At 73.2% G+C, this 24,306-nt stretch carries 22 protein-coding genes; 17 read left to right on the forward strand and 5 right to left on the reverse strand.

Translation table 11 applies throughout. The annotated features are described in order from the left end of the window. Window positions 1-6: 6 nt before the first annotated feature. Window positions 7-543, forward strand: coding sequence for a sigma-70 family RNA polymerase sigma factor (locus tag Asi03nite_RS14475; protein WP_203680058.1), 537 nt, complete (start codon window positions 7-9; stop codon window positions 541-543). Next, the gene (locus Asi03nite_RS14480) at window positions 540-1,262 is read left to right on the forward strand and encodes a zf-HC2 domain-containing protein (RefSeq protein ID WP_203680060.1); all 723 of its coding nucleotides are present in this window, start codon (window positions 540-542) and stop codon (window positions 1,260-1,262) included. Before Asi03nite_RS14475 ends, Asi03nite_RS14480 begins: the two co-directional genes overlap by 4 nt. A 138-nt stretch (window positions 1,263-1,400) precedes the next feature. Here the strand turns inward: Asi03nite_RS14480 and Asi03nite_RS14485 are convergent, their stop codons facing one another. Both Asi03nite_RS14485 and Asi03nite_RS14490 read right to left on the reverse strand, forming a co-directional pair. Beyond that, entirely contained in the window at window positions 1,401-2,858 is a 1,458-nt protein-coding gene (locus Asi03nite_RS14485; protein ID WP_203680062.1) for a DHA2 family efflux MFS transporter permease subunit, read from the reverse strand. A 10-nt stretch (window positions 2,859-2,868) separates the two neighbouring features. Then, a complete protein-coding gene (locus tag Asi03nite_RS14490) occupies window positions 2,869-3,369 on the reverse strand; it encodes a response regulator transcription factor (RefSeq protein ID WP_203680064.1) in 501 nt (166 codons plus the stop codon). 103 nt (window positions 3,370-3,472) lie between these two features. Here Asi03nite_RS14490 and Asi03nite_RS14495 point away from each other — a divergent pair, with 103 nt between their 5' ends. From Asi03nite_RS14495 to crcB, 7 genes are all read left to right on the forward strand, one after another. After that, the gene (locus tag Asi03nite_RS14495) at window positions 3,473-3,976 is read left to right on the forward strand and encodes a GNAT family N-acetyltransferase (protein WP_203680066.1); all 504 of its coding nucleotides are present in this window, start codon (window positions 3,473-3,475) and stop codon (window positions 3,974-3,976) included. Window positions 3,977-3,995: 19 nt separating this feature from the next. Then, window positions 3,996-5,012, forward strand: coding sequence for an NADPH:quinone reductase (locus Asi03nite_RS14500; protein ID WP_203680068.1), 1,017 nt, complete (start codon window positions 3,996-3,998; stop codon window positions 5,010-5,012). A 77-nt stretch (window positions 5,013-5,089) separates the two neighbouring features. Beyond that, on the forward strand, window positions 5,090-6,361 hold the full coding sequence (locus Asi03nite_RS14505) for a sensor histidine kinase (protein ID WP_203680070.1): 1,272 nt from the start codon (window positions 5,090-5,092) through the stop codon (window positions 6,359-6,361). A 28-nt stretch (window positions 6,362-6,389) separates the two neighbouring features. Beyond that, window positions 6,390-7,034: a response regulator gene (locus tag Asi03nite_RS14510; RefSeq protein ID WP_203680072.1), complete on the forward strand. Its 645-nt coding sequence runs from the start codon at window positions 6,390-6,392 to the stop codon at window positions 7,032-7,034. Between the two features lie 73 nt (window positions 7,035-7,107). After that, window positions 7,108-9,306, forward strand: coding sequence for an MMPL family transporter (locus Asi03nite_RS38510; RefSeq protein WP_203680074.1), 2,199 nt, complete (start codon window positions 7,108-7,110; stop codon window positions 9,304-9,306). 295 nt (window positions 9,307-9,601) lie between these two features. After that, window positions 9,602-9,991, forward strand: coding sequence for a fluoride efflux transporter FluC (locus Asi03nite_RS14520; protein ID WP_203680075.1), 390 nt, complete (start codon window positions 9,602-9,604; stop codon window positions 9,989-9,991). Further along, window positions 9,988-10,344, forward strand: coding sequence for a fluoride efflux transporter CrcB (crcB, locus tag Asi03nite_RS14525; RefSeq protein ID WP_203680076.1), 357 nt, complete (start codon window positions 9,988-9,990; stop codon window positions 10,342-10,344). Before Asi03nite_RS14520 ends, crcB begins: the two co-directional genes overlap by 4 nt. On the opposite strand, the gene Asi03nite_RS14530 is transcribed toward crcB, so the two are convergent. Continuing rightward, window positions 10,341-12,602, reverse strand: a complete 2,262-nt coding sequence (locus tag Asi03nite_RS14530) for a putative bifunctional diguanylate cyclase/phosphodiesterase (protein WP_239102680.1) — start codon at window positions 12,600-12,602, stop codon at window positions 10,341-10,343. The two genes, crcB and Asi03nite_RS14530, sit on opposite strands and share 4 nt — an antisense overlap. A 109-nt stretch (window positions 12,603-12,711) precedes the next feature. On the opposite strand from Asi03nite_RS14530, the gene Asi03nite_RS14535 reads away from it, so the two are divergent. The 7 genes from Asi03nite_RS14535 (at window position 12,712) to Asi03nite_RS14565 (ending at window position 19,995) form a co-directional block, all read left to right on the forward strand. Beyond that, a complete protein-coding gene (locus Asi03nite_RS14535) occupies window positions 12,712-14,358 on the forward strand; it encodes an APC family permease (protein ID WP_203680077.1) in 1,647 nt (548 codons plus the stop codon). A 61-nt stretch (window positions 14,359-14,419) separates the two neighbouring features. Continuing rightward, window positions 14,420-14,800 carry a hypothetical protein gene (locus Asi03nite_RS14540; protein ID WP_203680078.1) on the forward strand — a complete coding sequence of 127 codons (381 nt, stop codon included), beginning with the start codon at window positions 14,420-14,422 and terminating at the stop codon, window positions 14,798-14,800. Window positions 14,801-14,895: 95 nt separating this feature from the next. After that, entirely contained in the window at window positions 14,896-16,473 is a 1,578-nt protein-coding gene (locus tag Asi03nite_RS14545) for an alpha/beta hydrolase (RefSeq protein ID WP_203680079.1), read from the forward strand. Between the two features lie 343 nt (window positions 16,474-16,816). After that, window positions 16,817-17,404, forward strand: coding sequence for a TMEM165/GDT1 family protein (locus tag Asi03nite_RS14550; RefSeq protein WP_203680081.1), 588 nt, complete (start codon window positions 16,817-16,819; stop codon window positions 17,402-17,404). Between the two features lie 12 nt (window positions 17,405-17,416). After that, entirely contained in the window at window positions 17,417-18,103 is a 687-nt protein-coding gene (locus Asi03nite_RS14555; protein ID WP_203680084.1) for a cyclase family protein, read from the forward strand. Continuing rightward, a complete protein-coding gene (locus tag Asi03nite_RS14560; protein ID WP_203680086.1) occupies window positions 18,100-19,113 on the forward strand; it encodes a tetratricopeptide repeat protein in 1,014 nt (337 codons plus the stop codon). The genes Asi03nite_RS14555 and Asi03nite_RS14560 overlap by 4 nt, the downstream gene beginning before the upstream one ends. A 162-nt stretch (window positions 19,114-19,275) precedes the next feature. After that, complete coding sequence (locus Asi03nite_RS14565) at window positions 19,276-19,995, forward strand: tetratricopeptide repeat protein (protein ID WP_203680088.1); 720 nt, start codon at window positions 19,276-19,278, stop codon at window positions 19,993-19,995. Between the two features lie 82 nt (window positions 19,996-20,077). On the opposite strand, the gene Asi03nite_RS14570 is transcribed toward Asi03nite_RS14565, so the two are convergent. After that, the gene (locus Asi03nite_RS14570; protein WP_239102681.1) at window positions 20,078-21,037 is read right to left on the reverse strand and encodes a lysylphosphatidylglycerol synthase transmembrane domain-containing protein; all 960 of its coding nucleotides are present in this window, start codon (window positions 21,035-21,037) and stop codon (window positions 20,078-20,080) included. Window positions 21,038-21,192: 155 nt separating this feature from the next. Here Asi03nite_RS14570 and Asi03nite_RS14575 point away from each other — a divergent pair, with 155 nt between their 5' ends. Further along, window positions 21,193-22,458 carry an NAD(P)/FAD-dependent oxidoreductase gene (locus Asi03nite_RS14575; protein WP_203680092.1) on the forward strand — a complete coding sequence of 422 codons (1,266 nt, stop codon included), beginning with the start codon at window positions 21,193-21,195 and terminating at the stop codon, window positions 22,456-22,458. A gap of 18 nt (window positions 22,459-22,476) precedes the next feature. On the opposite strand, the gene Asi03nite_RS14580 is transcribed toward Asi03nite_RS14575, so the two are convergent. After that, complete coding sequence (locus tag Asi03nite_RS14580) at window positions 22,477-24,255, reverse strand: MFS transporter (protein WP_203680094.1); 1,779 nt, start codon at window positions 24,253-24,255, stop codon at window positions 22,477-22,479. Window positions 24,256-24,306 lie beyond the last annotated feature (51 nt).

The following is a 24,306-nucleotide window of genomic DNA, read 5'->3' on the forward strand; positions in this document are numbered from 1 at the left end:
GCGCCGATGAAGCGACGGGTGAGCCCCGACGAGCAACTGATGACCGCGCTCTACACGGAGCACTACGCAGTACTGATCAATTTCGTCTCGCGATACGTCTCCGATCGGCACAAGGCCGAGGATCTGGTGCAGGAGACGTTGCTGCGCGCCTGGAAGCACATCGACCACCTCGACCCGGAACCCGGGCGGACCAGGTCGTACCTGCTCACCATCGCGCGCAACGTGGTGACCAACGCGTGGCGGGCGGAACAGCGCCGGCCCAGGTTGGTTTCCGACGAGACCGCGGTCAACTCCGTGCCGTCGGCGGACAATGTCGATCAGATGGTGGAGGGCTGGCTGGTCGCGGAAGCGCTGGAACGGCTCTCCCCGGAACACCGGGCGGTGATACAGGCCATGTATTACGAGGGGCAGAGCGTGGCCGACGCGGCACGACGGCTCTCGGTGCCGGAGGGCACGGTGAAATCGCGCGCCTACTACGCGGTGCGCGCGCTCCGGGCAGTCTTCGAGGAGATGGGCATGCTGCGGAGCGGGGGTGTGGCATGAGCGATCTCGACGAGCACGACAGCCTGCACCGCCTGCTGGGCGGATACCTGCTGGGCGGCCTGGACGAGGCGGACACCGACCGGCTCGACGCGCACCTGCACGACTGCGCCGAGTGCCGGGCCGAGTTGGACCGGCTCGCGCCGGTGCCGGAGATGCTGCAGCACCTGCCGGACGCCCGGCACCTGGGGGGTGATCTTCCGCCGCTCACGGTCGCCCCGGCCGCGCGGCCGAGTCCGCAGAACATCGAGAACCTGCTCAGCCGGATGCGGGCGGAGAAGACCCGGGAGACCCGGGTCAGCCGGGTGCGGTGGCTGGTCGCCGCGTCGGTGGCGGTGATCGCGGCCGGCGCCATCGGGTACGGCGTGATCCTCAACCGCGGCGACGGCGGCCCGTCGCAGCAGCCGCCCGTCGCGGCGCAGACCATCACCGCGAACTTCCAGGCGGCGACCGGGAGCGGGATGGGCGGGCAGGCGGTGCTCACCAAGAAGACGTGGGGTGTCGCGGTCGCGCTGAACATGACCGGGATGCAGGGCAAGGCCCCGTTCTTCTGCATGGTCAAGAAGGCCGACGGCACGACTCAGCAGGCCGCCGTCTGGGGCGAGACGCCTGAGCACACGGCCAAGGTCGAGGGTTCCAGCTCGTTCCCGGCAACCGACGTCCGGGCCATAGTCATCACCGACAGCGACGGCAAGATCCTCGGCACCGCCACCCCCACCTGACCCACTCCCGAGCGCCGGACGAGGCCCGGCGTCCGGCCGCCCCGGGTGTCTCGGTGAGCGTGAGGCACGGCCAGCCGGGCGGGTCTGGCTGCTGGTCAGAGGGGTCTCGGCGTGCGTGAGGGGCTGTGCGGGTCCGGCTCAGGCGGACGTGGTGGTCTGGGTGGGTGGGGCCGCGGGATCGCAGAAGGAGCGGTTCGGGGTGGGCTTGGCCAGCCGGGTGGGGATGGTCAGGAAGGCGGTGAGCGAGCCGGCGACCATCAACGCCGCGCAGATCAGCATGGCGTGGTGGTAGACCGGGTGGAGCTGGGCGGCTTCGGTGAGCGACCCCGAGCCGAGGCCCGCCGCGAGCGGCAGGACCGCGACCGCGAGCAGGCCGGCGGCCCGCGCCACCGCGTTGTTGACGCCGGAGGCGATCCCGGCGTGCGCGTCGTCCAGCGCGCCCAGCGCGGTCGCGGTGAGCGGCGCGACCAGCAGGGCCAGGCCCAGGCCGAAGAGTACGACGGCGGGGAGGACACGCGTCGGGTAGGGCGCGCCGGGGCCCATCGCCGACATCAGCACCAGCGCCGTGGCGCAGAGCAGCGGCCCGGCGGTCATCGGGATGCGCGGCCCGATCCGCTGGCCGAGCGCGCCGCCGCGGGCCGAGAGCAGCAGCATGATCACCGTGACCGGGAGCATGGCCAGGCCGGCGGCCAGCGCCGGATAGCCCGCGACCACCTGCAGATTGACCACGACCAGGAAGAACACGCCGCCGTTCGCCGCGTAGACCAGGAAGGTCACCAGGTTGGCGCCGGTGAAGGCGCGGTGCCGGAAGATCTCCGGTGGGATCATCGGATGGGCGGAGCGCCGCTCGGACAGGACGAACGCGGCCATCCCGAGCACGCCGGCGGCCAGCGGGAACAGCACCAGCGGGGAGCCCGCGCCGTGGGCCGGCCAGGCGGTGAAGCCGTAGGTCAGGCCGCCCAGACCGGCGGCGCCGGTGAGCAGTCCGGCGATGTCGAAGCCGTGGGCCGCGGACGGGTTGCGGGACTCCGGCACGTGCCGGAGCGCGACCCGGACCACCAGCGCGGCCACCGGCACGTTGATCAGGAAGAGGTACCGCCAGCTGCCGATCTCGAGCAGCCAGCCGCCGAGGAACGGGCCGAGCGCCCCGCCGATGCCGCCCAGCCCGGACCACGCGCCGATGGCCCGCGCGCGGTCCTCCGGCACGAACGACGCCTCCAGGATGGCCAGGGCGCCCGGGGTGAGCAGCGCGCCGCCGATGCCCTGCAGGACGCGGGCGGCGATCAGCAGCTCGGCGTTCGGCGCGAGGCCGCAGAGCAGCGAGGCCAGCGCGAACCAGGTGATGCCGGCCAGGAAGACGCGCTTGCGGCCGAACCGGTCGCCGAGTGAGCCGCCGACCAGGATCAGCGAGGCGAGCGACAGCGCGTAGCCGTTGATCGTCCACTGCAGAGCGGCGGCGGACGCGCCCAGGTCACGACCCAGCTCGGGCAGGGCGAGATTGACGACTGTGGCGTCGATGAACGCGAGGCTGGAGCCGAGCACGGTGGCCAGCAGCACCCGGCGCCCGGCGGCGGTGGCGTACCGGACCGGTTCCATGCGGGGAACCCTACGCCGCGCCCGGTGTCACCCCGGTCCCGTGCCGAGCGGCGGAGTGCCGGGTGGGCGGCGCGGGCGGGACGGCCTGCCGGGCGGCGGCCAGCGCGACGCGGGCGGCCGCCGCCGACCGGCACGACCCGGTCCCCGGCCGGCGCAGCAGCTCACCGAGCCGCGCCACCAGCTCGTCCCGGACGAACGGCTTGGTCAGGTAGTCGTCGGCGCCGGCGTGCAGGGCCGCGGTGATCCGTTCCCGGTGCACGTCCGCGCTGACCACCATGATCGGTAACGACTCCAGGGTGGGGTCGCTGCGGATCCGGCGACACAGGTCGATGCCCGAGGCGCCGGGCATCCGGACGTCGATCAGGGCGGCGTCGATGCCGCCGCCGGCCAGCGCGTCGAACGCGCTGCCGGCGTCGCCGGCGGTCACCACCTGGTAGCCGAATCTGCGCAACGCGAAGGCCAGCAGTTCCCGGTGGTCGGCCTCGTCGTCGGCGATCAGAACGGTGAACACGTGGACCTCCAGAGCGGGGCGGTGTGCCTACTCCTGTTCGGCAACCGGGTGGAGCCGCTGAGCCCGGGCGGGGTTGAATCGGCGGAACACGGTGGGAGGACGAATGATCAGACCGGCCCGGGAATCCGACATCCCGGCGATGCGGCGGATCGAGGTCGATGCCGGGCGGCTGTTCCTGGCGGTGGAGATGGGACCGGTCGCGCGGGACGAGCCGCTCCCGACCGCCGAGCTGCTGGAGTACCAGCGGGACGGGCGGGCCTGGGTGGTGGCCGGGGCCGGGGACGGGCCGGTGGCGTACGCCATCGCGAAGCGCGTCGACGGCCTCGCGCATCTCGAACAGGTCTCCGTGCACCCGGCCCACGCCGGCCAGAGGCTCGGCGCGGATCTGATCGGAACCGTCGCGGCCTGGGGCCGGCAGTGGGGCGCGCCGGCGCTGACCCTGACCACTTTCGCCGAGGTGCCCTGGAACGCGCCGTACTACCGGCGTCTCGGCTTCCGCCCGGTGCCGGACGCCGAGGTGACGCCGGGCCTGCGGGCGATCCGGGCCGAGGAGGCCGCGCACGGGCTGGACCGGTGGCCCCGTCTGGTGATGAGCCGGGCCTTGTGACGGGTCATAGGGTGGGTTGATGCGTGCTGCCGTCTTCCACGGGCCCGGTCCCGCCGCCCAGGTCCTCCGGATCGTCGACCGTGCCCTGCCGCTCACCGGCGCCGGCGAGGTCCGGGTGCGCATCGTGCTCTCCGCGGTGAACCCGACCGACACCGGCACCCGTTCCGGCCGCGGGGTGCCGGACGGGGTGGCGCCGCCGCGGGTGCCGAACCAGGACGGGTCCGGTGTGGTCGACGCGGTGGGCGAGGGGGTGACCGGCCTGGAGCCGGGTGACCGGGTCTGGGTCTGGGACGCGGGTTTCGGCCGGGCGGACGGCACCGCCCAGGAGTACGTCGTGCTGCCCCGCCGCCAGGTGGTCCGGATGCACGACGACGTCCCGTTCGAGGTGGGCGCGGCCCTCGGCATCCCGGCGCTGACCGCGCACCGCTGCCTCACCGTGGCCGGGGACGGCCCGGCGCGCCTGGGGCCGGGCGCGCTGGCCGGGCGGACGGTGCTGGTGGCCGGCGGGGCCGGTGCGGTCGGCAACGCCGCGATCCAGCTCGCCAAGTGGGCCGGCGCCACCGTGCTGACCACGGTGAGCGGCAAGGCCAAGGCCGAGCTGGCCGGCGCGGCGGGCGCCGACGAGGTGATCGACTACCGCGAGGAGGACGTGGCGGCCCGGGTCCGGGAGCTCAGCGGCGCCGGCCCGCACCTGATCGTCGAGGTGGACACCGGGAACCTGGAGCTCGATCTGGACGTGGTCGCCCCGGGCGGGCACATCGCGATCTACCTGGGCGCCCGGCTGGACGTGCCCAGTTTTCCGGCGATGTACAAGAACGTCAGCCTGGACTTCGTGCTCACCTGCACCACCACGCCGCGGCAGAAGGAGAACGCGGTGGCGGCGGTCGCCGAGGCGGTGAACTCGGGCGTCTTCCGGGTGGGGGAGGAGCACGGCCTGCCGATCGTCCGTTTCCCGCTGGACGGGGTGGCGCGCGCGCACGAGGCGGTCGAGAATCACGCCGTTGGCAAGGTCGTCATCGACGTGACCGCGCCCTGACGGTCGGGTTAACCCTACCGCCGGGTGGGCGGTCCGCGGGATCGGATCGGAGAGCGCCGGTGCCTACCGTCGAGGGCATGACAAACCCGCCGCGTCACCTGCGCCAGCTGGGCATCGACACGCAGTACGTGCTGCTCGGCTTCCCTCTCGGGATCATCACGATCGTGCTCTGCCTGACCGGGTTCGCGGTGGGCGTCGGCACCGCGATCATCTGGGTCGGCCTGCCGCTGCTGGCCGGCGCGCTGGCCATGTCCCGCGGCTTCGCCCACCTGGAGCGGCTGCGGATCGGCCCGGTGCTGCGCCGGCAGATCCCGCATCCGCACTACCGCTCGGCCAGGTCGAAGGGCTGGGTCGGCAAGTTGTTCAGCCCGATCGCCGACGGTCAGTCCTGGTTGGACATGGTGCACGGCATCTTCCGGTTCATCCCCAGCACGATCGCGTTCTGCTTCGTCTTCACCTGGTGGTTCGGGGCGCTGAGCGGCCTCACCTATCCGCTGTACGACTGGGCTGTCCCGCACACGCCGGACAACATGGAGCTGCCGGAACTGCTCGGCTTCGCGGACAACGCGGCCACCCGGATCACGTGCTACCTGATCGTCGGCGCGTTCTTCGCGGTGACCCTGGTCCCGGTGGTGCGCGGGGCGGCGCTGGTCGAGGCACTGTTCGCCCGCGGCCTGCTCAGCGGTGTCGACGAGTTGCGGCGGCAGGTGGTCGAGGCGAACGCGGCCCGGGACGTGGCGCAGGAGCAGAAGGCGGCCGCCGTCTCGGCCGAGGCGACCGCGCTGCGCAAGCTGGAGCGCGACATCCACGACGGCCCGCAGCAGCGGCTGGTCCGGCTGGCGATGGATCTGGGCCGTGCCGAGCAGCAGTTCGCCTCCGACCCGGAGTTGGCCCGGGTGACCGTGGCCGAGGCGCTCGCCCAGACCCGCGAGACGCTCGACGAGCTGCGGGCGCTGTCCCGCGGGATCGCCCCGCCGATCCTGGTGGACCGGGGCCTGCAGGCCGCGCTGACCGCGCTGGCCGGCCGCTGCACCGTCCCGGTGGATCTGGACGCGCCGGTGTACGAGCGGCTGGACCCGGCGGTCGAGTCGACGGCGTACTTCGTGGTCGCCGAGGCGCTGACCAACGTCGCCAAGCACAGTCACGCCAGCGAGGTGCAGGTCAGCGTGCAGCGGATCGCCACCGGGCTGCTGGTGACGGTCTCCGACGACGGGGTGGGTGGCGCGAGCCTGGCCAAGGGGCATGGGCTGGCCGGCCTGGAGGACCGGGTCAAGGCGGCCGGCGGGGTGCTGGCCGTGGACAGCGCCGAGGGCGAGGGGACGTGCCTGACCGCGGCCCTGCCCCTCTGAGGGAGAACGAATCTGACAGAGTGGCCGCATGCGGGTGGTTATCGCCGACGATGCGGTGCTGTTGCGGGAGGGCCTGGTTCGCCTGGTCGAGGAGAACGGCCACACGGTGGTCGCGGCCGTCGGCGACGGGCCCTCGCTCGTGGAGGCCGTCAAGCAACACCGTCCGGACGTCTCGATCGTGGATGTCCGGATGCCGCCGTCGCACACCGACGAGGGCCTGCGGGCCGCCGTCGAGGCCCGTGCCGCGGTGCCGGGGACGCCGATCCTGGTGCTCTCCCAGTACGTCGAGGTCTCCTACGCGGACGACTTGCTGGCCGATCGCCGGGGGGCGGTCGGCTATCTGCTCAAGGACCGGGTGTCGCTGGTCGCCGACTTCCTGGACGGCCTGCGCCGGGTCGCCGAGGGCGGCACCGTGCTCGACCCCGAGGTGGTCGGTCAGCTGCTGGTGCGGCGCCGGCGCGACGATCCGCTGCGCAGCCTGACCCCGCGCGAGCGCGAGGTGCTGGGCCTGATGGCCGAGGGCATGTCGAACACCGCGATCGCCCGCAAGATGGTGGTCACCGAGGGCGCGGTGGAGAAGCACGTCCGGAACATCTTCACCAAGCTGAACCTGTACCAGGACGAGGAACAGCACCGGCGGGTCCTGGCGGTGCTGGCCTACCTGCAGACGTAGGGCTGGCCCTACCCCGGTCCGGGGGGGCTTGCTGGCTTCATCGTGATCGCTGTGGTCCATAGCGTCTTCAGGCATGGAGCACAGGGGGAAAGTCAAGGGGATCGCGCCTCGGGTGGCGATCTGGAGCGCCCGCCACCGGGTGCTCGCGATCCTGGGGTGGATCGCGTTCGTGGCCGCCGCCACCGTTCTCAGCGGCATGCTGGGCACGCTCGCGGCGTCCGGCGCGGACCAGGGGAACGGCGAGTCCGGCCGGGCCGAGAAGATCGTCGAGGGGGCGGGCTTCCCGGAGCGGCCGGCCGGTGAGATGGTGCTGATCCAGGACCGGGCCGGCGCCGACCGGGCGGCCGCCACCGCGGAGGTCACCCGGACGCTGGCGACGCTGAGCGACGTGACAGGGGTGCAGCAGCCGATCGAGTCGCCGGACGGCCGGTCGACGCTTGTCTCGTTCAGCGTCCGGGGTGACCCGGAGACCGCGGCGGACCGGGTCGGCCCGGCGCTGGACGCGGTGGCGAAGGCGCAGGCCGCGCACCCGGACCTGTTGATCGTCGAGGGTGGTGACGCCAGCGGGGACAAGCTGATCGGCGACGAGCTGGACGCCGGGCTGGCCCGGTTGTCGATGCTCTCCATCCCGGTCACGCTCGGCATCCTGCTGGTCGCGTTCGGCGCGGTGGTGGCCGCGCTGCTGCCGGTGGGCCTGGCGGTGACCGCTGTGGTCGCGGCGATCGGCCTGATGGCCGGGTTCAGCCGGCTGGCGCCGACGGTCGACGCCACCTCGCACGTGATGCTGCTGGTCGGGCTCGCGGTCGGGGTCGACTACTGCCTGTTCTACATCCGCCGGGAGCGCGACGAGCGGCGCGCCGGGGCCGATCCGCACCGGGCCCTGATGATCGCCGCGCAGACCTCCGGCCGGTCGATCTGGGTCTCCGGTCTCACCGTGGTGGTGGCGATGGCCGGCATGTTCCTCACTCACGACACCACGTTCGTGAGCTTCGGGCTGGGCACCATCCTGGTGGTCACGACCGCCGTGCTGGGCTCGCTGACCGTGCTGCCGGCGCTGCTCTCGGCTCTCGGCGACCGGGTCGACGCGATCAGGATCCCGGGGCTGTACCGGCGGCGTGCCGGCGGCCGGGTGTGGGCCGGTCTGCTCCGGGTGGTGCTGGCCAAGCCGCTGGTCTCGGTGCTGGTCGCGGTGGCGGCGCTGGGCGCGCTGGCGGCGCCGGCCCTGGACCTGAGGACCAAGTCGGAGGGCATCGACGGGCTGCCGGCCGACGCGCCGATCGTGCAGGCGTACAAGGCGATCGGCGAGGCGTTCCCGAGCCGGACCACGCCGGCCCGGGTGGTGGTGCGCCGTGACTCGGTGCGCGGCGAGCCGTTCGGACGGGCGCTCGCCGGGTTCCGTGCGCAGGCGAAGGCGAGTGGGCAGCTGGTCGAGCCGATCGACGTCGAGGTCAACCCCGCCGGAACGGTCGCGGTGGTCTCGGTGGGCCTGGTCGGCAAGGGCGACGACAGTACGGCCACGGCGGCCCTCCGGACGCTGCGTGACCGGATCGTCCCGGACACGTTCGGCGCGCTGCCCGGCACGACCGCCCTGGTCTCCGGCGAGACCGCGGCGAACGCCGACTTCAACGAGCAGCTCGACGGGAGCCTGCCCTGGGTCTTCGGATTCGTGCTGGGGCTGGCGTTCCTGCTCCTGCTGGTGTCGTTCCGCTCGGTGGTGATCGCGGTCACCGGCGTGGTGCTCAACCTGCTCTCCGTGGCCGCGGCCTACGGCATGCTGGTCTACGTCTTCCAGTACGGGCACTTCGAGAGGCAGCTGGACTTCGCGTCCACCGGCGGCATCACCAACTGGATGCCGCTGTTCCTGTTCGTGATCCTGTTCGGCCTGTCGATGGACTACCACGTCTTCGTGCTCAGCCGGATCCGGGAGGGCCACGACCAGGGCCTGAGCACGCGGGAGGCGGTCCGCGAGGGCATCGGCCGGACGGCCGGCGTGATCACCAGCGCGGCGGTGGTGATGGTTGCGGTCTTCGCGCTGTTCGCGACGCTGCCGCTGAATTCGACGAAGGAGCTGGGCGTCGGGCTGGCGGCGGCGGTGCTGCTGGACGCGACGATCGTCCGGGCGGTGCTGCTGCCGGCCGTGATGGCCCTGCTCGGCCGGGCGAACTGGTGGCTCCCGCGCTGGCTGCGCTGGCTCCCGGCGATCGCCCACGACGTGCCGGCCGTGGCCGGGCCGGCGCCGGCGGCACGGCGTCCGCTCACCCCGGTGGGCTGAGGTCCGCGGTGTGGTCCGGGTGCGCTTCGCGGCCGGGCCGCACCGATGCGGCCGTACGGCCGAGCGCCCTCGATCGTGATGCGCGGGGCGCCGGCCGCGGGGGCCGGTTTCCACCGCGCAAGATCATCGCCTACAGTGGACGCTGAAATCGCCGAGGCGCAGGTCAACAGGCATTTACATCGCCTGTTTCACGTCGTTTCACCGTCATCGACGGATCTGCCCCGAAGCGCCCGGAACCGGTCGGGGAGGACGCCGCCACGTCCCCCCGGCCGCCCGCGCGATACCGTCCCCGGTGATGGATCTCGACGTGGACCGCCCGGGCCTGGCCGCCGTCGCGGCCGGCGGGGTGCTCGGCGCGCTGGCCCGGTACGCCATCGGCGCCACCTGGCCGCACGCCCCTGCCGACTTCCCGTGGGCCACCTGGGCGACGAACGTCTCCGGATGCTTCCTGATCGGCGTGTTGCACACCCTGCTCGCCCGGTTCCGGCCCGGTCACCGGCTGACCCGGCTGTTCCTCGGCACCGGCGTGCTCGGCGGGTACACCACGTTCTCCACCGCCGAGGTGGAGGTGCTGCGCGCCGAGCCCACCGTGGCCGTGGTCTACCTGGCCGCCACAGTCCTCGGCGCGCTCCTCGCGGTCTGGGCCGGCAGTTCGCTGGCCTCCGCCGGGGAGCCGGGCCGATGACCGTGCTGATGGTCGCGGTCGGCGCGGCGATCGGGGCGCCGTTGCGCTACCTCACCGACCGTTACCTCCAGGCCCGCTACGGTCCCGCGTTCCCGTGGGGCACGCTGGCCGTGAACGCGGCCGGCTCGCTGGTGCTCGGCCTGGTGCTCGGCTCGTCGCTGCCGCCCGGCCCGACCGCGCTGGTCGGCACCGGATTCTGCGGGGCGCTCACCACGTACTCGACGTTCTCCTGGGAGGCGCTGACCTTCGCCCGCCGCGGGGAACCGGCGAAGGCCTTCGCGTACGTGCTGGTCAGCGTGCTGGCCGGGCTGGGCGCCGCGGGCCTGGGCGCGATCCTGGCCGGGGCTTTCTAGGAGGGGAAGAGCAGGTCGTCCATCGCTTCCGCGGTCAGCGGCTCGGCGAAGTAGTAGCCCTGCCCCAGCTCGCAGTTGCCGTCGGTCAGCTCGCTGAGCTGGCCGATGTGCTCGATGCCCTCGGCGACCGTGGACAGCTGCAGCGCCTGGCCCAGCTGGATGATGCCGAGTGTCAGCGCCGCCGCGGCCGGCAGGTCGCCGATGTCGTCGACGAACGACTTGTCGATCTTGATGATGTCGACCGGGAAGTTCCGGAGGTACGCCAGCGACGAGTACCCGGTGCCGAAGTCGTCGATCGCCAGCCGCACCCCGAGCGCCTTGATCTCGCGCAGCCGGTCCAGCGTCTCCGGCCGGTGGTCCACCAACAGCGACTCGGTCAGCTCGATGACCAGGCACCGGGCCGGCAGCCCGCTCTCCGCGAGCGCCGACGAGACCAGCTGCGGCAGGTCGGCGCGCTCCAGTTGGACCGCGGAGAGGTTCACGCTGACGGTCAGCGGCTTCTGCCCGTCCGCGCGCTGGGCGTTCCACCGGGCCGCCTGGCGGCACGCCTCGCGCAGCACCCACTCGCCGATCGGCACGATCATCCCGGTCTCCTCGGCGAGCGGGATGAACTCCATCGGCGGGATCATCCCGCGCTCCGGGTGCTGCCAGCGGACCAGCGCCTCCAGGCCGGAGATCTCCTCGGTGCGCAGCCGCACGATCGGCTGGAAGCGCAGCTCGAACTCGTGCCGCAGCACCGCCCGGCGCAGGTCCGCCTCCATCTGCAGGTGCTTCTGGAAGGACTCGCGCATGGCCGGCTCGAAGACCGCGAACTGGTCCTTGCCCAGCTTCTTCGCCTCGAACATGGCCAGGTCCGCGCGAACCTGCAGGTCGTCCGCGCCGGTGGAGCCGGCCTCGGCGTACGCCACGCCGACGCTGCAGCTCGCGTAGATCTCCCGCCCGTCCAGCTCGAACGGGTCGCGCAGCGCGGCCACGATCCGCCGCGCCACCGGCACCGCCGCCTCCACCCCGGAGACGTCCGGGAGCAGCACGGCGAACTCGTCGCCGCCCAGCCGCGCCGCGGTGTCCCCGGTGCGCAGGCACTCGCGCAGCCGGTCGGCCACCGCGGCCAGCAGCCGGTCGCCCATGGCGTGCCCGAGCGAGTCGTTCACCACCTTGAACCGGTCGAGGTCGACCAGCAGCGTGGCGACCCCGGCGGACCCGGCGGTGGCGAGCGCGTTCTCCATCCGGGTGGTGAACAGCGAGCGGTTCGCCAGGCCGGTCAGCGAGTCGTGGAAGGCGTGGCTCATCTCGCGCAGCGTGCGCGCGTCGGTGATGGCCAGGCTGACGTGCTCGGCGAAGGCCCGCAGGACGTCCTGGGCGCTCCGGTCCCACTCGCGCACGCCCCGGAAGGAGCCGACGAAGAGGGCGCCGACCACGACGCCGTCCTCGTGCACCGGCACCGCCATCACGCTCCTGAGCCGGGACCGGACGATGTCCGGCACGGCGATCGGCGAGTTCGCGTAGTCGTCGACGGCGACCAGCTCGTCGCCCATCATCGCCAGGCCGGCGACGCCGAGCGTGGCGACCGGCATGGCCTGCAGTCGCTGCACGCCCTCGTCGGAGATGCCGTGGCTGGCGATCAGGCTGGTCCGGCTCGGGTCGTCGAGATCCAGCACGGTCAGGCCGGACATCTCCACGTCGAGCAGCTCGGACGCGCTCGCGGTGATCTGGTCGAGGATCCGGCGCAGCGGCTCGCGCCGGGCGATCGCCCGCTGCACCGAGCTCAGCTCGTCGAACAATCGCTGCCGGCGCTGCAGCGAGGTGATCAGGCGGTCGTTCTCGGCGGACTGCCGGCGCTCCGCCTCGATCAGCTGCAGCGCCTGCAGGCTCAGCTCGAGGACGCGGGCCATGCCGCGCAGCAGGCACACCTCCTCGATGGAGAACGGGGTGTGGCGGCCGAGCACCAGGATGCCCGGCACAGCCCCGCCCAGCTGGGTCAGGGTGACCGCGTAGTCGCGGCCGTCGGCCCGGAAGGCGGAGCGCCGGCCGGCGGCGATCTCGGCCAGGGCGTACGCCGGAATGCGCTCGAGCGGCAGTCCGACCGCCGCCACCACGCCACCGTCGACCATCAGCAGCGCGAGGTCGGCATCGAGCGCGCGCACGGCGCACTCCACGGCGGCATGCTGGGCGGCGGCCTCATCCGGCCGGTCGGCGACGACGGCGAGGAACTCCGTCAGTTGCTGGGTGGCGAGCACAATGATGCAGTCGGCCGCCACCCATCCCAGTTGAGGAATTGCCGGACCGGTGTGCCAATCTGGTCACGAGCGGTCATTGTGCGATCACGTATGGTTGTCAAAGTCCGGTTCGATACGCCTGAATAGATCCGTGGGCACCCTCGACGTACCCCCGGACACGGCATCCGCCGGGCTCGCTCACGGACGTCTCGGCGCCGGCTCCGCCGCCTTCCTCGGCGCCGCCGCGGCCGCGCCGTTCGTCACGGTGGTCCTCGCGGCGCCGCCGCTGCTGGCCGCCGGCGCCGGGCCGCTGGCGGCGCTCTGCGTCGGCGCGGTCGCGGTGGTCCTGCTCCTCTTCGGTACGCCGTACGCCGCCATGATCCGACGCGGACCCAGCGCCGGCGCGGCCTATCCGCAAATCGCCCGCGGTCTCGGCCGCCCCGCCGCGCTCACCGGCGCGTGGCTGGCCCTGGCCGGTTACCACGCCGTGCAGCTCGGTCTCTACGCGCTCACCGGCCAGGCCGCCGCGCCCCTGCTGCACAGCTGGTTCGGCGTCACTCCGCCGTGGTGGGCGATGGCCGCCGGATGCTGGGTGGTGGTCGCCGGGTGCGGCACGCTCCGGGTCGAGGCCGCCGCCGCGGTGGTCGCCGTGCTCACCGTCGCCGAGGTGGCCGTGCTCAGCGGCCTGGCCGCGGCAAACGTGGTGCGCCCGGCCGGCGGCCGGATCGGGACCGGCACGTTCCTGCCCGGCGACGTGTCCGGGATCGACCGGCCGCTGCTCGGCCTGCTGCTGGCGGCCGCGGTGCTCGGGTTCGCCGGCTTCGAGACCACCGGGGTGTACGCGGAGGAGGCCCGTGATCCGCGCCGGGCCCCGGGCCGGGCCGCCCGGCTGTCGGTCCTGCTGCTCGCGTTGCTGCTGGCCGGTGCGATCTGGAGCCTGATCGTCGGGGCCGGGCCGCGCGGGGTGGCCGGCCTGGCCGCCACCCGCGGTCCGGAGCTGCTGTTCGCGCTGGCCGGCGACCGCCTGGCGCCGTGGGCGGTGACCATCGGCCGGTTGATGCTGCTCACCGGGCTGCTGGCGGCGATCCTCGCGGTGCACCACGTGATCGCCCGCTACCTGTTCGCCCTCGGCCGGGAGCGGGTGCTGCCCGGCGTGCTGGCCGATGTCTCGCCGCGGACCCGCGCTCCGCGCGCCGCCTCCCTGGCCCAGTCGCTGATCGCGGGCGCCGCGCTGACCGGGGCGGTCCTCGCCGGGGCCGAGGAGTCGATCCGGACCGCGCGGTGGCTGGCGATCGGGGGTGGCCTCGCCGTCCTGGTGCTGTTGCTGCTCGCCGCGGTGGCGGCGCTGCTGCACCTGAACCGCGTGCCGGGCGGCGAGAACCTCTGGACCCGATTCGTCGCGCCTGTCCTGTCCACCGTGTCCCTCGGCGTGCTGCTCCAGCTGGCGTGCCTCAACCTGCGCGGGCTGCTGGGGGTGCCGGCCGGATCGCCGTGGGTCCGGGTGGTGGCCGCCGGTCTCGCGGCGTGTCCGGTGGCCGGGCTCGGGCATGCCCTGGTGCTGCGGTGGTTGCGGCCGGTCCGGTACGCCGGGATCGGGCTCGGCGGCGCGGCGGTGGTCGTCACGCCCCGGCCCGCCGCCGGGGAGGGGGCCGGCGATCCCGTGGCTTCCCGGCGGGAGAGCGCCCCACCGGAGGGCGGGCCGGCTCCGCGGGTCCCGCGGCAACGGACGCCGGGCGCTCACCGTCCCGAGCGGGTCCGTTCCGAGGAGGCCGACGGCTCCAGGCGGGTCAGCGGGTGACGGCGGCGTCCAGCAGCGTCGCGGCCATCGCGCGGCCGCCTCGCTGATCCCGCGGCTCGGCGTGCCCGCCCGGCTCCGCGGCGACCTGTTCGCGCTGGTCCCGATCATCGTGGCCAGTTGGGCGCTCGGCGGGCTCTACCTCTCGCTCGGCCCGTCGGTCGCGTCCGACTCGTTCGGTATCCACGACCATCTGGCCGGCGGCCTGGTGGTGGCGCTGGTCTGCGGCACCGGCGCGGTCACCTCGTTCCTGCTGCGCCGGGTCGCCACCGCGCGGGTGCTGACCGTCGCCGGGGGCGGGCTGCTCGCCGGCGGCGCGCTCGGGGTGGCCGGGCTGATGGCCAACCGCCTGGGCCTGCACACCACCGCCCTCTGGTACGCCGGAATCGTCGCGGTGCTGGGCCTGGTAGCCCTGATCGCCCAGCGCGCACGCCATTCCGCCTGATCTCACACCTTCGGTGGCCGCCACGGCGTGGAGCGGTGGAAAGTGCCCGAGAACGGCTCAGCATATGGGGCGAATCGGACATCGAAGGGTGAGGCATGAAGAGGATCTGGGCGGCCGCCAGCGTGGTCGCGCTCGGTGCGGCGAGCATCGCGATCACACCCGCGGCGGCCGCTCCGCCGCACGGCACATCGAACCACCGGACACGGCCGATCGCGTGGAGTCCCTGCACCGACATCACGCTCAAGGCGCAGGGCGTGGAGTGCGGCACCGTCACCGTGCCGATGGACTACGCGAAACCGGACGGCACCAAGATCGAGCTGGCCGTGGCGCGGATCAAGCACACCGTCCCGGCCGACAAGTACCAGGGCGTCGTCCTGGTCAACCCGGGCGGACCGGGCGGCGCCGGGCGAGGCATGGCCTCGCTCGGCGCGAAGGTGCCGAAGAGCGCCGGCGACGCGTACGACTGGATCGGGTACGACCCGCGCGGCGTCGGCGCCAGCAAGCCCAAACTGACCTGCGACAGCGACTACGCGGGGTACCGCCGGCCGGCGTACGTGCCGGTCACCGCGGCGTTGGAGGACGCCTGGCACGCCAAGACCCGGCAGTACGCCGCGGACTGCGCCCGGGCCGGCGGCGCGCTGCTGCACCACATGCGCACCGAGGACTCGGTCCGGGACATGGAGAGCATCCGCAAGGCGCTGGGCGTCGATCAGATCAACTTCTACGGCTTCTCGTACGGGACGTACCTCGGCCAGGTCTACGCCACCAAGCACCCGGACCGGGTCCGCCGGATGGTGCTGGACGGCAACGTCAACCCCGGCCGGGTCTGGTACCGGTCGAACCTGGACCAGGACGTCGCCTTCGACCGCAACATCAAGATCTACTTCCGCTGGCTGGCGAAGCACGACGACGTCTACCACCTCGGCAAGACCGGTCCGGACGTGGAGAAGCTCTACAACCGGCAGCTCGCCGAGCTGGCCACGAAGCCGGCCGGCGGGGTGATCGGCCCGGCCGAGCTGACAGACGTCTTCCTGCAGCCCGGGTACTACATCTTCGCCTGGGAGAAGACCGGCCGGGCGTTCTCCGAGTGGGTCACCAAGAAGGACCCGGCCGGGCTCAAGGCGCTCTTCGACGAGGACAACCCGCAGGAGCCGGGGGCGGACAACAACTACGCCGTCTACCTGGCCGTGCAGTGCACCGACGCGCCCTGGCCGGCCAAGTGGGCGACCTGGTCCAAGGAGAACTGGAAGATCTACCACCGGGCGCCGTTCGAGACCTGGGGCAACGCCTGGTACAACGCGCCGTGCCGGCACTGGGCCGCGAAGGCGGACGAGCCGGTCCGGGTGGACGGCGCCAAGGTGCCGCCGATCCTGCTGCTCAGCGAGACGCTGGACGCGGCCACGCCGTTCGCGGGCAGCCTGGAGGTTCGCCGGCGCTTCCCGCGCGCCGCGCTGATCGAGGGCGTGAACGGCACCACGCACGCCGGATCGCTCTTCGGCAACTCGTGCGTCGACGACGCGATCGCCGACTACTTGGCGACCGGCGCGCTGCCGCGGCGGGTGCCCGGTGACCGCTCCGACAAGCAGTGCGCCCCGCTGCCGCCGCCGGAAGCCGGCCACCCGGCGATGCGCAGCGCGGCGGCCCCGTCCGACGTGCTGCGCCTGCAGCCCTGATCCCCGCGGGCGGTTCAGCCGGACGCCCGGTCCTCAGCGGAACGGACGGTTCCGCCGGACTCCCGGTCTCGGCGGAACGGACCGCCGAGCCGGACGCCCGGCCTTAGCGGAAAGCCCGGTGGCGAAGCTCTCAGCCGGGCTTTTCCCGAGTTCGGCTATGCTCGACCACGCGAAGGGGAGTAGCTCCCAACGTCGCGGTCGACATACTGACGATCCTCGGATCGTCCGGCCGCGCGGCCTCTTGCCGAGGCGAGCGAGACCTTCGACCAGGCCGTTCACTGCGACGGCCGGGTCGAGGTCGCCCGCGTCCGAAACCCGGTCATCGCTCAACCGGGAGATATTCGTGTCAGCTTTCCTTGCCGCGCTGGGCATCAGCTTCGCGGTCATCTTCGTCGCCGAGCTCGGTGACAAGTCCCAACTCATGGCGATGACCTTCGCCACCCGGTTCCGGCTGCTGCCGGTACTGGTCGGCATCACCGCGGCCACCGCGCTGGTGCATCTGGTCTCGGTCGGCATCGGTTACGGCCTCGGCGCCGCCCTCCCCACCGACTGGATCTCGCTGGTCGCCGGCATCGCGTTCCTGGCGTTCGGCGCCTGGACGCTGCGCGGCGACAAGCTGACGGACGACGAGAAGAACAAGGCGGAGCGGTCCACCGGCTCCGCGATCCTCGCCGTCGGTGGCGCGTTCTTCCTGGCCGAGCTCGGTGACAAGACCATGCTGGCGACGATCACACTGGCCACCCAGCACGGCCCGGTCGGCACCTGGATCGGCTCCACCCTGGGCATGGTGGCCGCCGACGCGTTGGCCATCGTGGTCGGTCGCTATCTGGGCCGGCACCTGCCCGAGCACATCATCAAGTGGGGCGCCGCGGCATTGTTCGCTATCTTCGGCATCTGGCTGATCGCCGAGGGGGTCATCGGCCTGTCCTGATCGGGAGGCGCTGTGCCGGGACATCGGTTCGTCGATCTCAGCCACGTGATCCGGGACGGGTTGGTGACCTATCCGGGACTGCCCGCCCCGCGGATCGGCCGGCACCTCAACCGCGCGGAGTCCCGGGACCGGTACGCGCCCGGCACCGAATTCTCCATCGACCGGATCACCATGGTCGGCAACACCGGGACGTATCTGGACAGTCCGTTCCACCGCTACGCCGACGGCGCCGACCTGGCCGGCCTGCCGCTGCACCGGCTCGCCGAGCTTCCGGCCGTGGTGGTCCGGGCGATCGGCGGCCCGCGCGGGGTCACCGCTGACACACTGGCCGGTGTGGACGTCGAGGGACGGGCGGTGCTGCTGCACACCGGTGGAGACCAGCACTGGGCCACGAAGGACTACGGGGTGGACGCGCCCTTCCTCACCGGGGAGGGCGCGCGCCACCTGGTGGACCACGGCGCGGCGCTGGTCGGCATCGACGCGGTGAACATCGACGACATCTCCGCGGCCGCGCGAGGTGAGCGGCCGGCACACAGCCTGCTGCTCGCGGCCGGGATCCCGATCGTCGAACACCTCACCAACCTCGCCGCGGTGCCGGAGCGGGGCGCCCGGTTCACCGCGGTGCCGCCGCGCGTCGCCGAGTTCGGCACGTTCCCGGTCCGCGCCTACGCCAGCGTCCCGCCGGGTGACCGGCCATGACCCAGCCGATCGCGCTGGCCCGCCTGCAACTGCAACGGGGCGCGCCCGAGGCGGCCGCCGGGCTGCTCGGACCGGTGCTGGCCGCCGAGCCGGACCACGTGACCGCGCTGGTCCTGATGACCCACGCACAGCTGGCGCTGGAGCGCCCGGAGCTGGCGCACGAGGTGGCGGCCCGGGCGGTCGCGCACGCGCCCGGGTCGTCCGAGGCGCTCACCGCGCTGAGCCGGACGCTGACCGCGCTCGGACGCCACGACGAGGCGATCGGCACGGCACAGGCGGCGGTGGCCGGGCAGGCGGACAACCCGTACCGGCACAACCGGCTCGCCTGGGCGCTGCTGGAGCACGGCAACCGGCCGGTGGAGGCGGAGCACGCGGCCCGGGAGGCGATCCGGCTGGACCCGGAGCAGGCCGACTTCCGGATCACCTACGCGATGGTCATGAAGCAGCTGAACCGTCCGGAGCGGGGGCGGGAGGCGCTGCGGGACGCGTTGCGGCTGGAACCGGAGAACGCGATCGCCCGGCACGAACTGGCCGCCCTCGACGTGGTGCAGCGCAACCCGTTCGCGCTGAGCCGGCTGGCCCGGGGCGTGACCGGGCTGGTGGCGGCGCTACGGGCGGATCCGCGGCAGGAGGCCAGCCGGCATCTGCTGGACGCGGCGTTGCGGCAGTTCCTGATCTACGCGGCGATCATCATGGTGGTGCTGGCCTATCTGGGCTGGCGGGTGGCGGAGGACTCGGCGACCTGGGCCCGGGCGCTGGCCGCGGCGGCGGCGCTGGCCCCGGCGGGGTACGCGGGGTACTTCCTGGCGCGGCTGGACCGGGTGCTGCGGTCGTACCTCAAGGAGGTGTTGACCCGGCAGCGGGCCGCGAGCGCCGCGGCGGCCCTCACCCTCGCACTGCTCCTGACCGCGACGGTGGCGCCGGCCGCCTGGCTGCCGAGCCTGCTCGGGGTCGCCAGTGTGGCCGGTTTGGCGGTTCGGCTGCTCACCTCGCTCGCCCCGAGGTCCTGAATTCCTCCCGGAGTCCTGAGCTCGTCCCGGGACGGCGCCTTCGGAGACCCGGGGGACACCCGGCCCTGGTGCTCGCGGCAATCGGGCAAGTCCTAAGAAAACGACCCGGGCTGCCGACATGAGGCTTGTCAGCCCTGTCCCCTGGCTACCCGGAGCGGCCCGATGACCGACCTGGCCCCACCCGCCGATCCCGCCCCGGCCTACCCCGGGGCGGCGGAACGCGCCTTCGCCGACCCGACCGACATGGCCGTCGCCCGGGCCGCCGCCCTTTTCGAGAACATGCAGCCAGCCGAGGCCGCCGCGGTGCTGGAACCGGCGCTGGCCGGCAACCCGCGGACGGCCGCCGGCTGGATCCTGATGGCCCGCGTGCGGCTCACGCTGGACCAGGTGGAGCCGGCGCTCGCCGCCGCGCACCGGGCGATCGAGCTGGCGCCCGAGGACCCCCGGCCGCTGGCCATCGCCAGCCGGGCGCTCACCCTGCAGGGCAAGCATGACGAGGCGATGTCGATGGCCTACCGCGCGGTCATCGTGGAGCCGAAGAACCCGCTCTGGCACGACCGGGTGGCCTGGGCGCTGCTCGCCGCCGACCGCCAGCTCGCGGACGCCGAGCAGGCCGCGCGCACGGCGATCGGCCTGGACCCGAACGAGGCGCACTACTACTTCACGCACGGGGTGGCGCTGGCCGCGCTCGGGCACGTGGACCAGGCGCGGCAGGCGCTGACCACGTCGCTGCGGCTGGAGCCGAACAATCCGGTGGCCCGGCAGCGCCTGGACATCCTGAACGGCGTGGCCGTCCCGGTGGTGGAGAAGAAGAAGCGCGGCTGGAAGCTCTTCGGGCGCAAGGGCGACCAGGCGCCGGTCCGCCCGGAGGAGCGCACCTGAGCGCTCCGGGCGAGCGACGCCCGCACCCAGGTGTTGCGCGCGAGCGCCGCGCGGGCCTGAGCGCCTTCGGCGAGCGTCGCGGTCAGGCCCGCTTCGCGCGGTGCCGGAGCAGGAGCCAGACGAGCCAGCCGGCGCCGATGATGAAGCCGAAGCTGATCAACCGGTAGAGGACCACCGCGGCGACCGCTGCCGCGCTGGTCAGACCGCCCGCGACCAGGCCCAGGACCAGGGCGGCGTCGACCACCCCGAGGCCGCCCGGGACGACAGGGATGCTGGCGGCGGCCATTCCCGCGCAGTACGCGATCAGCAGGTGCACCCCGGTGATCCGGTCCGCGCCGGTCGCGACGCAGCACAGCCACAGGCAGAGCGCGTCGAAGAGCCAGTTCGCGCAGGCCAGCAGCACCGCGATGGCGAAGTGCGCCGGGTGCACCCGGATCGCCCGCAACTGGGTGACGAACCCGAACAGCCGGTCGGCGCCGTGCTCGGGCGGCCGGCGGCGCACCCGGTTCACGCCGCCCAGCAGCACGCGCACCGGCCGGTCCAGCCAGAGCGGGTGGGTGGCGAGCAGCCGGACCGCGGCGGTCACCGCTATCGCGCCGGCCGCGTAGCCGGCCACGGTGTGCCAGCTGCCGGTGTTGCGGGCCAGGATCCCGCCGGCCGAGCCGACCAGGACGAGCGCGCCGGTGGAGAGCACCCCGCTCAGCGCGATGCACCAGGAGGCCTCGGCGGGCGACACCCCGTACCGGCGCATCTGCCGGAAGTTGAAGCTGGTGGAGAAGACCGGGCCACCCGGCAGGGTCACGCTCAGCGAGTGCGCGGCGTACGCCATGGCCACGTGCCGCCGCACGCTGACCTTGGTGCCCGCGCCGCGCAGCAGCGCCCGCTGCATCCGGGCGTAGGTCCCCATCGACACGATCTCGGCGGCCAGCGCCGCGCCGACCCAGCCCCAGTGCGGGGCGCGCAGCTGCGCGTACGCCTCGGTCAGCGCCGGCCACCCGAGGATCAGCTCGGTGCCGAGCACGACCACCAGCACAGCGGCCACCAGTGGTCCCCGGCGCCGCCGTCGGGGCGGGCCGGGCGCTGTCGTGGCCGCCGCCGAAGCGCCGGTCGCGGTCATCGCACCCGATGCTGCCACCTCACCGGAGCACTTTCGGCAACTTCGCCGCGCCTGTTCCCGCTGGTGGCAGTGTGATCCGCATGCCATGTCCGCGGATTCTCATCGTCGGCGCCGGCTTCGCGGGACACGCGGCGGCCCGCCGGCTGCTGCGGATCGCCCGCGGCCGGGCCGAGATCGTGCTGCTGAATCCCACCGACTACTTCCTGTACCTGCCGCTGCTGCCGGAGGTGGCGACCGGGGTGCTGGAACCCCGGCGGATCTCGGTGCCGCTGGCGCTTCCCGGGGTCCGGCTGCTGCTCGGGCACGCCGGGGCGTTCGACCTGGACGCCCGTACGGTGCGGTGGGCCGACCCGGAGGGCCGGCGCGGCGTGATCGGGTACCACCGGCTGGTGCTGGCGCCGGGCAGCGGGAACAAGCTGCTCCCGGTGCCCGGCGTGACCGAGTACGCCCACGGGTTCCGGGGACTCGCCGAGGCGCTTCACCTGCGCGACCACCTGATCCGGCAGGTCGAGCTGGCGGCGCAGTCCGATGATCCGGTGGAGCGGCAGGCCAGGTGTACGTTCGTGGTGGCCGGCGCCGGCTACGGCGGCACCGAGGTCGCCGCCCAGGGCGCCCTGTTCACCGCGGCGCTGGCGGACGGGCGCTCCCTGCAGCCGCGGTGGCTGATCCTGGACACCGCCGACCGGGTGCTGCCGACGCTGGACCCACGCCTGTCGCGCACCGCCGCGCAGGTGCTGCGGCATCGCGGGGTGCAGGTGCTGACCGGGACCGGGGTCGCCGAGGCCGGGCCGGACGGGGTGCGGCTCACCAACGGGGAGAGCGTGCCGACCCGGACGCTGGTCTGGTGCGTCGGGGTCCGGCCGGAGCCCCTGGTCGCGGGTCTGGGGCTGGCCACCCGGGACGGGCGGCTGATCGTGGACGAGTTCCTCAACGTGCCGGGCCGGCCGGACGTGTTCGCCTGCGGGGACGCCGCGGCGGTGCCGGGCGCGCTGACCGGGATGACGGCGCGGCACGCGGTACGGCAGGGGCGGCTGGCGGCCGGGAACGTGGCGGCTTCCTACGGGCACGGGCGGCGCCGGTCGTACCGTCATCGGGATCCCGGTTTCGTGGTCGATCTCGGTGGCCGGTCGGCGGCGGCCGACCCGCTCGGGGTGCCGTTGCGCGGGGCCGCGGCCAAGTTGGTGACCCGCGGCCACCACCTGATGTCGCTGCCGGGGAACCGGGTGCGGGTGGGGGCGGACTGGATGCTCGACGCGGTGCTGTCCCGGCGGCCGGTGCAGCTCGGGCTGGCCCGGGGCGGCGCCGCCCCGCTGACCGCGCGGTGCGCAAGCGGCGCGGCCTCGTGAGCCGCGCCGCTCGTTCTCCTACTGGTCCCGGGTCGCGGGATCGTCCAGCGGTTCGGCGATCCGCGCCGCCGGAAGCAGCGGCTGGGCCTCGCTGATCTCGGCGCTCAGCTCGGCCTCGTGTGTGACCGGGTCGTTCCCGGCGGCGACCGGCTTCGGCTTGATCAGCGAGGCGAGGGCGCCGAGCACTGCCATCCCGATCGCCATCCAGAAGACCACCACCAGCCCGTCGTGGAACGGGTCGGCGATCAGCCGCGGGAAAAACTGCAGCCCGGTCAGCTGCGCCGCGTGGCCGGCCGGCAGCGCGCCGAGCACCTGCGGCCCGAGCAGCTCGGCGATCGGGTTGTAGCCGAGGAACGCCGCGAACAGCGTCCCCACCGGCGGCACCTCGGCGGCCCGGGCGGCCACGTCGGCCGGCACCCCCTGCGCGGTCAGCCCGGCGTGCAGGCTGGCCGGCAGCGAGTCGGCGAGCCCGGCCACCATCAGCGAGAAGAACACGCCGATCGAGAGCACCTGGCCGGCGTTCATGAAGGTGGCCCGCATCCCGGAGGCCGCGCCGCGCATGTTGGCCGGAACCGTCGACATCAGCAGCGACGTGTTCGGCGCCGAGAACAGGCCGCCGCCCAGCCCGTTGACGAAGATCAGGACGGCGAACACCGGGTAGCTGAAGTCGCCGGGCACGAGCAGTAGGCCGGCGAAGGACAGCGCCATCACCAGCAGGCCGCCGGCCGCGAACGGCCGGGCGCCGAACCGGTCGGAGAGGAACCCGGAGAGCGGACCGGCCACCAGGAAGCCGATCGTCATCGGGACCAGGTAGATGCCGGCCCAGAGCGGGGTCTGCTCGTAGTCGTACCCGTGCAGCGGCAGCCAGATGCCCTGCAGCCAGATGATCAGCATGAACTGCAGGCCGCCGCGGGCGATGCTGGCCAGCAGGTTCGCCAGGTTGCCGCCGGTGAAGGCGGCGTTGCGGAACAGCCTGAGCGGGAACATCGGCTCGGCCACCCGGGTCTCGATGATCCCGAAGAGCACCAGCACGGCCGCGCCACCGATCAGGCCGGTCAGCACCCACGGGTTGGTCCAGCCCTGGGTGTGGCCGCCGTACGGCTGGATCCCGTAGGTGATGCCGACCAGCGCCGCGGTGAGCCCGATCGCGAACGTCAGGTTGCCCCACCAGTCGATCCTCGACTGCCGCCGGACGCCGGTGTCGTGCAGCGACCGGTACGCCCAGATCGCGCCGATCACGCCGAGCGGGATGTTGACCCAGAACACCGAGCGCCAGTCCCACTCCGCCAGCACCCCGCCGGCGACCAGGCCGATGAACGAGCCGGCCAGCGCGGACACGATGTTGACGCCGAGCGCCATGCCGCGCTGCCGGGGCGGGAACGCGTCGGTGATGATCGCGGCCGAGTTCGCCATCAGCATGGCGCCGCCGATGGCCTGTGCCACCCGCCAGCCGATCAGCCAGACGGCGCCGGTGCCGCCGGTGAACGGGTCCACCGAGAGGACGATCGAGACGACCGCGAAGATCGCGAAGCCGGCATTGTAGATCTTGACCCGGCCGTACATGTCGCCGAGCCGGCCGAGCGTCACCACCAGCACCGCGGTCACCAGCATGTAGCCCATCAGCATCCAGAGCAGGTAGCTGACGTTGCCCGGGGCGAGCGGGTCGATTTCGATGCCCTTGAAGATGGCGGGCAGCGAGATCAGCACGATCGACGAGTTGATCGTCGCGAGCAGGTTCCCGAGCGTGGTGTTGGACAGCGCGACCCACTTGTAGCGCGGATGGTCTACGGCGAGCATGCGATCAGTCCTTCGTGAGCAGGTCGTTCAGCCGGCGCCGCACGTGCGGCT

Origin of the sequence: Actinoplanes siamensis, assembly GCF_016862395.1 — a bacterium.
GTDB lineage: Bacteria > Actinomycetota > Actinomycetes > Mycobacteriales > Micromonosporaceae > Actinoplanes > Actinoplanes siamensis.